The following is a 9,409-nucleotide window of genomic DNA, read 5'->3' on the forward strand; positions in this document are numbered from 1 at the left end:
GTCACCCTCAAATTCAAATAGTCCATCTTTTAGAAAGAACTTTCCTACTTCTTTATTATCATTAGTTACATCATGAAACATCAGGAAGTAAGTGTCTGGTGTCAAGGTTAGATTCAAAGTACCGAGTTGTAGCACCTCATTAGTTGTTTGTTCATTATTCATTTTTACCATACTCCCTTAAAGTTTTATCTAATTCTAATTTATTATCACCCCATGACATATAATCATTCTCATGTTTCCAATTATCACACTCATGGTTATTACATATAACAACATCTTTACAATTCATTCTCTATTCTTCTTATATACTTTAATAATATTAAATGGTGACCTAAAATCTAACATATCATATCTATCAGCTAGATCATAAAGTTTATTTATATATAAATAATCCTTTTTACTCATAGATTTGCAAACAGTTTGGCAAAACCAAATATTACAATGCACACATACTATACTACATTTACTATCTTTAAGATGTCTACAGTCAGTACAACAAGATTCTACATTAATACAAACACCGTTTTTAAACCCACATAGATTTTTATACCTACGTGTTTTAAATATGATCCAAAGGTAAATTAAGTATCTTTTCATCATCTCTTCTCCTTTATACTTTAATAATCAAAAGCTGTTAAAGTTTTACCACACACTTAATAGGCTCTTCTCTTGGTTGAAATACCACTAAAATCTAATTTACTATTCATCCTTATTTCTCCTCTATCTCAAAAGCTCTACACTCAGTCCAACATTCTTCAGTGTATATACCATCACTAGGATATACATTGAACATATCATCTTTATATTCTTTGAATACTCTTACTCTCTCTTCAGTAGTCTTATCACCTTTAACTAGTACAGCTTGACCTCTCTTAAACTCACATATATATTCTTCTTTATAGCCTGTTCTAGTTACAAGGGATTCTTTCCATTCTTTAGTAAGTAACGATTCATCAAGTAGCTCATCTAGAATCACTGCTGAATGTCCTCTATCACCCCAGTATACACCTTCAATATAAGGCTTATTATCATAGAGATATACTACTCCATCCTTGTCCATTGCACCATATAACCACATTGGATTTGAAGCATCAAGTATAGCTTGTATTGAACCAACCTGAGGTGTGGTAGGCTCAGTTGTTGAATCTCCCTCTTTTATGTCAGTATCTAATACATAAACTATGCTGTCTTTACCACAGTTATACCTTGTATTGTCTATAGCCTTTACTTGATCACTAGCAAAATTACAATGACTCTCAAAATAGCACCCTTCACACTCACCTGACAGTCTCTCAGGACTAACTTTAAGCTTTAATTCTTTCATATTCTTATTCTCCTCTTTTTCATCTTTGGTTGATTATACTATGAGTAGTGTTTAAATGTCAATAGGTAGAAAGTTGGTTTTTAAAAAGAAATGTTTTGTTATTAATTTTACTTATACATGCTATTAGTTTTACTTATGTAGTTTTTGTGCCTTTCTAATAAGTATAGTACGTTTCTACGGAATAGATTAAATCACGCTTTTTCATAGGAATAGTACTTATCATATGTGTAGTAGTCTATAGTGTGTGTAGTAGTCTATAGTGTGTGTTATATATTCACTTTACCCCACCTCTTCTATCTTAACCTCAACTACATTACTATCATAATTCTCTTGAAGCTCCTCTTTTAGTCTATATGCTTTGATATAAGAGTCAAACATTAAGCCTGTCTCTTGTTCATATAGAACTACCCCACTGAGTTTGGTTTTAACTGTTATCCTATGATTTGTTTGATTCATTACTCTTACTCTCCTTTACTACATACCTTATTGCAGTCTCTTTTGCTTCATTGATATTTTCATAATCAGGAATATTAACTTGTATCATGATCTCATAGTCTTCAGCATAAACCTCTATAAACTGAGTTGATGTAACTATCATAAGTCTGTCATCTTTATTTATTCCTTCTATAACCTTCTGTAGAAACAATTCATAGTGAGCAACACCGCCAGTAAGTACTCCATCTTCTATATCTATTACATAAATACTACACTCTTCTGATTCTGGAATATAGTGCATACCATCTTCTTTATAGTTAATCCATTCTTTACTAAGATACTTAAAGCATCTTGTTCTCTCTTCAACTGTTAACATATTAGTTTCTTCTTCCACCTTTCTTTAACAAGTTTAATAAATCTAGTTTTATGTTTATTTTCATATAGATTCTTAAGCTCATGATATAGTCTAAAGGCCTCTTTACCTTTAAACCGTCTAGAAGCTCCTTTATCCTCTATGAAAAGATAGAAAGCTTGTGGCTCACCTACTACAGATATCCTATTTCCCTTCTTCCAATCTCCATACATTAGTTTACTCATAACCCCTATTCCTCTTTCTCCTCTTTATCAAATACATCTTCTAATAATAAGTCAAGTCTATCAAGTATCTGTTCCATCTTTATTGCTAGATAAGTATCTTTTAGTATGATAGTAAATCCATCCTCATCATATAGATAGGGATCACTTAATACTTCTTTGAACTCTTCATAGTCATAGTCATTAATAAATATCACCACGTCTTCTTTATCATACTCCACAAAGTAATGCCATTCCACCCTCTTTTCTATTAGAAACTTCTGTAATTTCAATATGGTTTTCATTCCTTTATTTCTCCTATTTGCCATATTAGCATTGAGCAATTATCCTCTATAAAAGCTAATTCTTTAGTAGTCAACACTTCTTGTAGTTCTCCAGTATAGCAAGTATTATAGTTAGTGTCTATATCACTACCTAGTTCCCAAGAGAATCCTCTTCTAAACTCAGGCTCTGATCCATAAGAGTATGTATCACCCTCTAAATCTATCGCCACATAATTTCCTATAGATTCTAGGTCTTCATGCTCTAATAGGATAAGTCTTACTTTCTCTTGAATTGATTGATACATTATTGTATTAACAATCTCTGCATTAATCATTGGCTTTACAATCTCTATTTCCATCTTATTTAATCTCCTCTATTAACATTTTATTAGCCTTGATCGCCTCTAATCCTGTCTGTCTAACAACTGCATCAACATGAGAGTCGATAGTAGCTTTAGCCTCTACTACTGTGCTTTCCATGTATTTAGTAAATTGCTTCATAAAAAACTTAGAGTTAGAACCTAAATGATCCATTACTGTTTGCAAATCTTTCAACAGTTCTTTTTGTGCTGTCTTGCTTAAAGTTTTATTTAAATCTAAATTAGATGAAACTTTTTCTAAATGGGGTTTAATAAATCTTTGTAGGTCTTTTGATACATCACCTGTTTCATCTAAAAACTCTTGAAGCTTATCTTTATGGGCCATTTCATCAGGATATTTAATATAGTTACAATTATCATAATCTATCCTATGCTCTATAGTACAAGGCACACCTTCACCATAATTCATAGTTGTTAGCATCTCACTGAACTGTAGAGGCGACAAAGCTATCTCGACTATAGTTTGTTCCCCAACACTTGAATGATTATCCTCTGAATGACTACGACATAAGTGAGACTGTTTAATTTTTAGGCTAATATAATTATCGTGTTTTATGCTAGATCTAAACATAGCTTTATTTCCACATGTAATCTTACTTAAACTAACACTACCAAACGATGGATGACTCAACTCTTTAGAACCATCAAAACCATCTTTCTTTTTTACATTTTCTTCCATCTTATTTAATCTCCCTTATATAAGCTTTGTTTTTATTTATTTCACCAGTGAATACAACCTTGATATAGTTATAGTAATATTCTCCTCTATGCTGTACGAGGAATTGTATCAACTCGTCTTTTCTACTTAAATGAATATAGAGTTCTCTTGTCTTATCTATCAACTCAGTATAGCTAGAATCAAACTCATAAAGCAAATTACAAGCATCTTCAAGTGTACTAATTTTAGATTCTAATGTACTTGTTTTTGTATAAGCTCTACTACATCTTTGCATCTTCAATTCCTCACTCATTTAATATTATATTAAGGTTACTGATTAGTCAAGTAAAATTAGTTAATTAAATATAACTCCTAGTTTCTCCGCTTTAACAATATAGTTTATAGACTCTAAGGGTAATGACTTTCCAGTGTTTAAATGATTATTCACAGTTGTTAATCCACTATTGTATGCATATAGAGCTAAATCCCAAGAACCTACTTGTTTATATAACCAAGCTAGATACGCAAATCCTACATAAAGATTATGCTTTGGGTTGGATATGTCAAAATCTACATTAGTATATCCCCAGAATTCCTCTATGAACCACTCTTCATATTTAGGGTTTAATTGCATAAGGCCTTGACAGTTAGCAGGACTCACAGCATCCTCTTCCCAAGATGACTCAATCATTGGCACAGCATATAAAAGTTCCTCTGGTATATCAAACCTAAATCTGATAGATCTTAATATGCTATGATATTTCTCTGGTGCCATCTCTATGAAGCCTCTCTCAGTTCTCTTGAATGCTACAGGGTCTACAGGAGCTTTAGCATAAGCTACTATAAAAAACTGGCTTAATAATACTATAAATACTAGTGTTCTTTTCATGTTTGTTTCCTTTTCTTATCTTAGTATATTAGTATTTATCGTTACAATAAGTCAATAGCTTTAATAAAAAAAGCCTAAGATAGTATATTTTATCTTAGGCTTCATGTTTTAATTAGTATTTTTTATTGAATATCTAGTCTAGTTCTCTTTATCTCTTGGATAGTTTCTATGACATCTTCAGCATAGAATACCTCTTCTTTTGTATAACTAGTTCCATACTCTTTATTTACTAGTTTAGCTTTTACTTCTGAAGCTTTCCACTCAAAGCCATATACTCCAATAAATATGGTGAAAATAAGTACACCTATACCACCAAAAGTAGATAATAACATACCTACAATACTACAATCATCATTGATATACATGATAATACCTAGTGACATAACTATAACACATAGTATAGTTCCTATAATAATTCCTAACATAATTTTAATTCTCCCTTATTTATCCTCTATTTCTACAATTGAAACTTCTGTTGTTATTAGTAAGCCAGCAACACTAGAAGCTGATTCTAGTGCAATCCTTGTTACTTTAACAGGATCAATTATTCCAGCTTTTAACATGTCTACATACTTTAACTCTTGAGCATCGAAGCCTATTCCTTTTTTAGATCTCTTAACTTCATTAGCTACTACAGCTCCATCTTCACCAGCGTTTTCAGCTATTTGTCTTACAGGTTCTTCAATAGCTCTTTTTACAATATTAAAACCAATCTTCTCCTCTTCAGTATATGAGCTTATATCTATAGAGTTTAGCTTGACAGATATCTGAACTAGTGCTGTGCCTCCACCAGCAATTATTCCCTCTTCTATACCAGCTCTTGTGGCCGATAATGCGTCCTCAAGCCTATGTTTCTTTTCTATAAGTTCTACTTCAGTCATTGCTCCTACATGTAGTACAGCTACTCCTCCAGCTAATTTAGCTAGTCTCTCTTGTAGTTTTTCAGAAACATAGTCTGATGTTGATTCTTCTAGCTGAGTCCTAATCTGATTAACTCTTGAATCAACATCCTCTATAGTAGCATCTCCATCTATAATTGTTGTATCATTTTTAGTAACAACAACCTTCTTTGCTTTTCCTAAGTCCGAAAGCTTTAAGTCTTCTAACTTTTCTCCTAGTTCTTCATTGAGTAAATGCCCATTAGTAACAATTCCTATGTCCTCTAGCATAGACTTTCTATTCTCACTAAATGATGGTGGCTTTACAACGCAAACCTTAAACACTCCTTTCATCAGATTTGTAACCAAACCTCCTAGAGCATCTCCCTCTAGATCATTACAAATAATCAATAGAGGCTTTTGAGCTTCTACAAGTTGCTCTAATATAGGCATAAGACTAGCCATAGACGATATATTAGAACTAGTCATTAAGACATAAGGGTCTTCTAATGTTGTTGTCATATTCTCCCTGTCCATTGCAAAGTAAGGTGATATATAACCTCTATCAAAAGACATACCATCAAGAAACTCTGTATATGTCTTACTTGACTTAGACTCTTCAATTGTAACTATTCCTTCTTTTCCTACTTTCTCTAGAGCTGTAGCAATTTCTTCACCAATTTCTTTGTCTCCATTAGCTGAGATAGCACCTATCTGAGCAATTTCTTCTTGACTAGATATTTCTATAGCTAAATCCTGTAGTTCTGATACAACTAATTTAGTAGCTTTATCAATTCCTCTTTTAATTCCCATTGGATTATATCCAGCAGAAACACTCTTAATTCCTTCATTAACTATTGCTCTAGCTAGTACTACACTTGATGTAGTTCCATCCCCTGCTTCCTCATTAGTCTTTGAAGCTACATCTTTAATAAGTGTAGCACCCATATTTTCAAAGGAGTCTGTTAGCTCTATAGACTTTGCTACGGTTACCCCATCTTTAGTGATAATAGGTGAACCATTTTTAGTTCCTATTATTACATTTCTACCTCTAGCTCCTAGCGTTACTGATACTGCATCAGCTACTTTTCCTATACCAGATAGTAAACTAGTTCTAGAATCCTCTTTAAATCTAATTTCTTTCAAATTTTCTTCCTCTCTTTATTGTTTATATACTATAATAATATTTATTGTGTTAAATGTCAAGTGGTACTAATTCTTCTCTTTTTACACTTTTCATGTACTTTTCTCCTATAAATATAAAAAGCTTACTAGTTGTACCAAGGTGAGAGTTAAACAAAAGGAAAGTACATAAACCTCATATTTAATCTTGGTACAGCTAATAAGCTCTGTTTCTATTGTTATTGCACTTATTATACTAAAGACTCTCACATCTTATAGTATAATAGTGCTTTATCATTAATTAGTATCTTTTGTCAAGCTCTCCATCCATTCTATAGCGGATCTACAGTCTTCTATCTCGAAGTCAATGTCATCATTAAACGATCCTGTTACTTTTGCAGACAATAATAATTGTAAATGCTCTGAATAAACCTCTAATAAGTACTCGAGTATATTCTTTTTATTCGCTCCACTAAAATTACTTATGTCTAGCAAGGCTGGAAAATACCCAGGATCTAGGTATTGTTTAACGTCTTCTTTAATTTCTTCAAGCTCTATATTACCTTGACTTTTTGGGCATGTTTGACAGGCTGTCATCGTACCTATCGTTAAGCTCAGTATCAGAAATATCATCAAGCTCTTTTTTAGCATTTTTAACTTTAATTTTGACATCATTTTTTTCCTCCTCTAGTTTTATCAATCCTTTTACTCTAGCAGTTAAAAATCTAATAGATTCATCTTTCTTTTGTAGTTCAATCTCATAGAATACTACTAGTTTCTTTCTAGCTTCCTTAGCTTTTAATTCTCTTTTTATGAATACTATTGATGCTAGTATTCCTGAAGCTAGATAACTTATTATTTTAATAATTAGTAAAAATGTTGCCATAATTTAATCCTTTATCTCTAGTCCGTCTTTTGAAATTTTAATATATGATGGTAGAATAATTAGTATCACACCCATAACTACAAAGTAAATAGCTTGTATTAAATACTGCTCTTCAAATACAACGCCTCTATTATGTTGTATTAGTGGCTTAGTAACACTACCTATTATAATACATATTCCCAAGAATGATGTATATCTTCCTTTATTCTCTAGCGAAGCCCATAACTTTGCTCTTAGTCCTAAAAACCATTCCTTCATAATCTTCTCCTTATTTCTTATAGTAATATTGAGTATTGGCATTAATACCATTTTCCCAATTATCTATTATATTTTCTTCTAGTCCACTAAAATCTATACCTTCATGGTAGTAGCTCCCATAGTCCTCTTGAAAAGCTCCTGATACTTTAGTATTGGTAGGATATGCACAATTATTTCTTATTAGAAATGGTACTGGATTTATACAATTCTCATTTAGATTAGTTAGGGGTCTACCTTTTGGAATACAACCTAGATGACTATGTTTATTAGGCTTTGGAATACCTCTACCAGTATCACCCATAATAGCAATCAACTGCTCTCTTTCAACTCTATCACCTGTTTCTACTAGTAGTTTGCTGTTATGAGCATGAAGTGTTCTAGTACCACAAGGGTACTCTATTATGACTGTTAAGCCATAATCACTAGAATCATAAGCTAAAGCTACAATACCTTTATTAGGTGCATATATTCCCCATTTCTCAGTTCTTTTATTCATTATCATTGTCCTCCTCATCTAGTTTTTTATCTAGTTCATCAATAAAGTTATCACTCATAGACTTAGCACCTTTTACACTCTTTACTGCTATTTTTAATAGATTATCACCTTTCATCACTTTTTTAAACATAGGTAGTATATAACCTGCTGTACCACATAAACCCCAGTAAGTTTCAGCGTTAATATTCTCTAATTTAGATGAGAATAGTAAAGTCAATAATGTCAGTAATAGGGGGTAGCCTATCAAGTCTCTCCATCCTATTTTTTCTGATTGATGTAATAAAAATCTTACCATTACGCCAAAAAAGGAAAATGAAAGGTTTTGCAAAATTTCGTAGATCAATTTTATTCTCCTTCTTGATTACCTAGTCTCGTCTTAACACTGAAAAGATACCTAGACAGGCTACAATTACTAAACAGTTTAGAAACACTCTTGCAAGGTTAAACACCCTTATAGTCTCCATAGTAGCTGTTATTTCTGAACCTAGTTTTTGAACTTTTAACTCTGTTGAGTCTTTTATTGTTTTTTTACTAGCATCTAGTTTTATAAGCTCTCGTTGAATGCGTGGTTGTGTGCTTATATAATCTAAGAAGTTAAATGCTATAACATATATAATAATTTTAGTATCATTATTAAATACTCCCCGAGAATCTACTTGTCTAACACCTAGTATATCTCTATCATCATATAAATAGGTGGGTACTAAGAACTCTAGATCTCTAAAAATATAAGAATGGTCACCTTTCGAGTTCATAAACAACTTCTCAATAGATTCAAGATTATAGTCTTTATCCTCTAGGGGAAGGACTCTGTCCTTACCTGTAAATTGGAAATAGAAAGGTCTTTCAATTGACCACTTGTCATGATTAGCAATTCTAGTGAGTTGTATAAATGCCAGTGAAGGATTAGCCTGTTGTTTCATTTCCTCTTCTAATGTTCTAGTTAGTTCTACTTTCCCATTTTCATTTACTGTCGCACAATTCCCGCTTGTGTCTATTGCTATTACAACTTCACCATCTAAGCTTGCCAACATTATAAAAGGATCATTAGCATCATTATGTAGTCCGAAGTAAATACCTCGAGTATACTTATCTAATATTGCTACAATAGGATTATCATTATCATTGAAGTTTGAAAAGTGTTGTTCTAAGTTTCCAAGTCCAAGTAATTCTTTCTCTATTTTTTCTACTTGAGCGTTACCTAGAATATTAGCTTTTTGTATAGC

Annotated in this window: 18 protein-coding genes; all 18 read right to left on the reverse strand. The window is 32.1% G+C overall.

Going from position 1 to position 9,409, the window contains the following annotated elements; all coding sequences use genetic code 11:
* Positions 1–154: 154 nt before the first annotated feature.
* Positions 155–289 carry a hypothetical protein gene (locus PF569_01280; GenBank protein ID MDA3854860.1) on the reverse strand — a complete coding sequence of 45 codons (135 nt, stop codon included), beginning with the start codon at positions 287–289 and terminating at the stop codon, positions 155–157.
* Between the two features lie 420 nt (positions 290–709).
* Positions 710–1,324 carry a hypothetical protein gene (locus PF569_01285; protein MDA3854861.1) on the reverse strand — a complete coding sequence of 205 codons (615 nt, stop codon included), beginning with the start codon at positions 1,322–1,324 and terminating at the stop codon, positions 710–712.
* 279 nt (positions 1,325–1,603) lie between these two features.
* Positions 1,604–1,780: a hypothetical protein gene (locus tag PF569_01290; protein ID MDA3854862.1), complete on the reverse strand. Its 177-nt coding sequence runs from the start codon at positions 1,778–1,780 to the stop codon at positions 1,604–1,606.
* Positions 1,761–2,135, reverse strand: a complete 375-nt coding sequence (locus tag PF569_01295; protein MDA3854863.1) for a hypothetical protein — start codon at positions 2,133–2,135, stop codon at positions 1,761–1,763. Before PF569_01295 ends, PF569_01290 begins: the two co-directional genes overlap by 20 nt.
* A complete protein-coding gene (locus tag PF569_01300; GenBank protein ID MDA3854864.1) occupies positions 2,129–2,356 on the reverse strand; it encodes a hypothetical protein in 228 nt (75 codons plus the stop codon). The genes PF569_01295 and PF569_01300 overlap by 7 nt, the downstream gene beginning before the upstream one ends.
* 5 nt (positions 2,357–2,361) lie before the next feature.
* The gene (locus tag PF569_01305) at positions 2,362–2,637 is read right to left on the reverse strand and encodes a hypothetical protein (protein MDA3854865.1); all 276 of its coding nucleotides are present in this window, start codon (positions 2,635–2,637) and stop codon (positions 2,362–2,364) included.
* Positions 2,634–2,975 (reverse strand): hypothetical protein, encoded by a 342-nt coding sequence (locus tag PF569_01310; protein MDA3854866.1) that lies wholly within the window; start codon positions 2,973–2,975, stop codon positions 2,634–2,636. The genes PF569_01305 and PF569_01310 overlap by 4 nt, the downstream gene beginning before the upstream one ends.
* Before the next feature lies 1 nt (position 2,976).
* The gene (locus tag PF569_01315) at positions 2,977–3,675 is read right to left on the reverse strand and encodes a hypothetical protein (GenBank protein MDA3854867.1); all 699 of its coding nucleotides are present in this window, start codon (positions 3,673–3,675) and stop codon (positions 2,977–2,979) included.
* Between the two features lies 1 nt (position 3,676).
* The gene (locus PF569_01320) at positions 3,677–3,949 is read right to left on the reverse strand and encodes a hypothetical protein (GenBank protein MDA3854868.1); all 273 of its coding nucleotides are present in this window, start codon (positions 3,947–3,949) and stop codon (positions 3,677–3,679) included.
* Positions 3,950–4,009: 60 nt separating this feature from the next.
* Positions 4,010–4,543, reverse strand: a complete 534-nt coding sequence (locus PF569_01325) for a lytic transglycosylase domain-containing protein (protein ID MDA3854869.1) — start codon at positions 4,541–4,543, stop codon at positions 4,010–4,012.
* A 122-nt stretch (positions 4,544–4,665) separates the two neighbouring features.
* Positions 4,666–4,968: a hypothetical protein gene (locus PF569_01330; GenBank protein MDA3854870.1), complete on the reverse strand. Its 303-nt coding sequence runs from the start codon at positions 4,966–4,968 to the stop codon at positions 4,666–4,668.
* Between the two features lie 15 nt (positions 4,969–4,983).
* Positions 4,984–6,567 carry a chaperonin GroEL gene (gene groL / locus PF569_01335; protein ID MDA3854871.1) on the reverse strand — a complete coding sequence of 528 codons (1,584 nt, stop codon included), beginning with the start codon at positions 6,565–6,567 and terminating at the stop codon, positions 4,984–4,986.
* A 273-nt stretch (positions 6,568–6,840) separates the two neighbouring features.
* On the reverse strand, positions 6,841–7,140 hold the full coding sequence (locus tag PF569_01340; protein ID MDA3854872.1) for a hypothetical protein: 300 nt from the start codon (positions 7,138–7,140) through the stop codon (positions 6,841–6,843).
* A complete protein-coding gene (locus PF569_01345; GenBank protein ID MDA3854873.1) occupies positions 7,103–7,429 on the reverse strand; it encodes a hypothetical protein in 327 nt (108 codons plus the stop codon). Before PF569_01345 ends, PF569_01340 begins: the two co-directional genes overlap by 38 nt.
* A gap of 3 nt (positions 7,430–7,432) precedes the next feature.
* Positions 7,433–7,729: a hypothetical protein gene (locus tag PF569_01350; GenBank protein ID MDA3854874.1), complete on the reverse strand. Its 297-nt coding sequence runs from the start codon at positions 7,727–7,729 to the stop codon at positions 7,433–7,435.
* Positions 7,698–8,183, reverse strand: coding sequence for a M23 family metallopeptidase (locus PF569_01355; protein MDA3854875.1), 486 nt, complete (start codon positions 8,181–8,183; stop codon positions 7,698–7,700). Before PF569_01355 ends, PF569_01350 begins: the two co-directional genes overlap by 32 nt.
* Positions 8,176–8,478: a hypothetical protein gene (locus tag PF569_01360; GenBank protein MDA3854876.1), complete on the reverse strand. Its 303-nt coding sequence runs from the start codon at positions 8,476–8,478 to the stop codon at positions 8,176–8,178. The genes PF569_01355 and PF569_01360 overlap by 8 nt, the downstream gene beginning before the upstream one ends.
* A 70-nt stretch (positions 8,479–8,548) precedes the next feature.
* The coding region (locus PF569_01365; GenBank protein MDA3854877.1) for a hypothetical protein at positions 8,549–9,409 on the reverse strand (861 nt) is incomplete at its 5' end.

The sequence above is a fragment of the Candidatus Woesearchaeota archaeon genome, assembly GCA_027858315.1.
Classification (GTDB): domain Archaea; phylum Nanobdellota; class Nanobdellia; order Woesearchaeales; family UBA583; genus UBA583.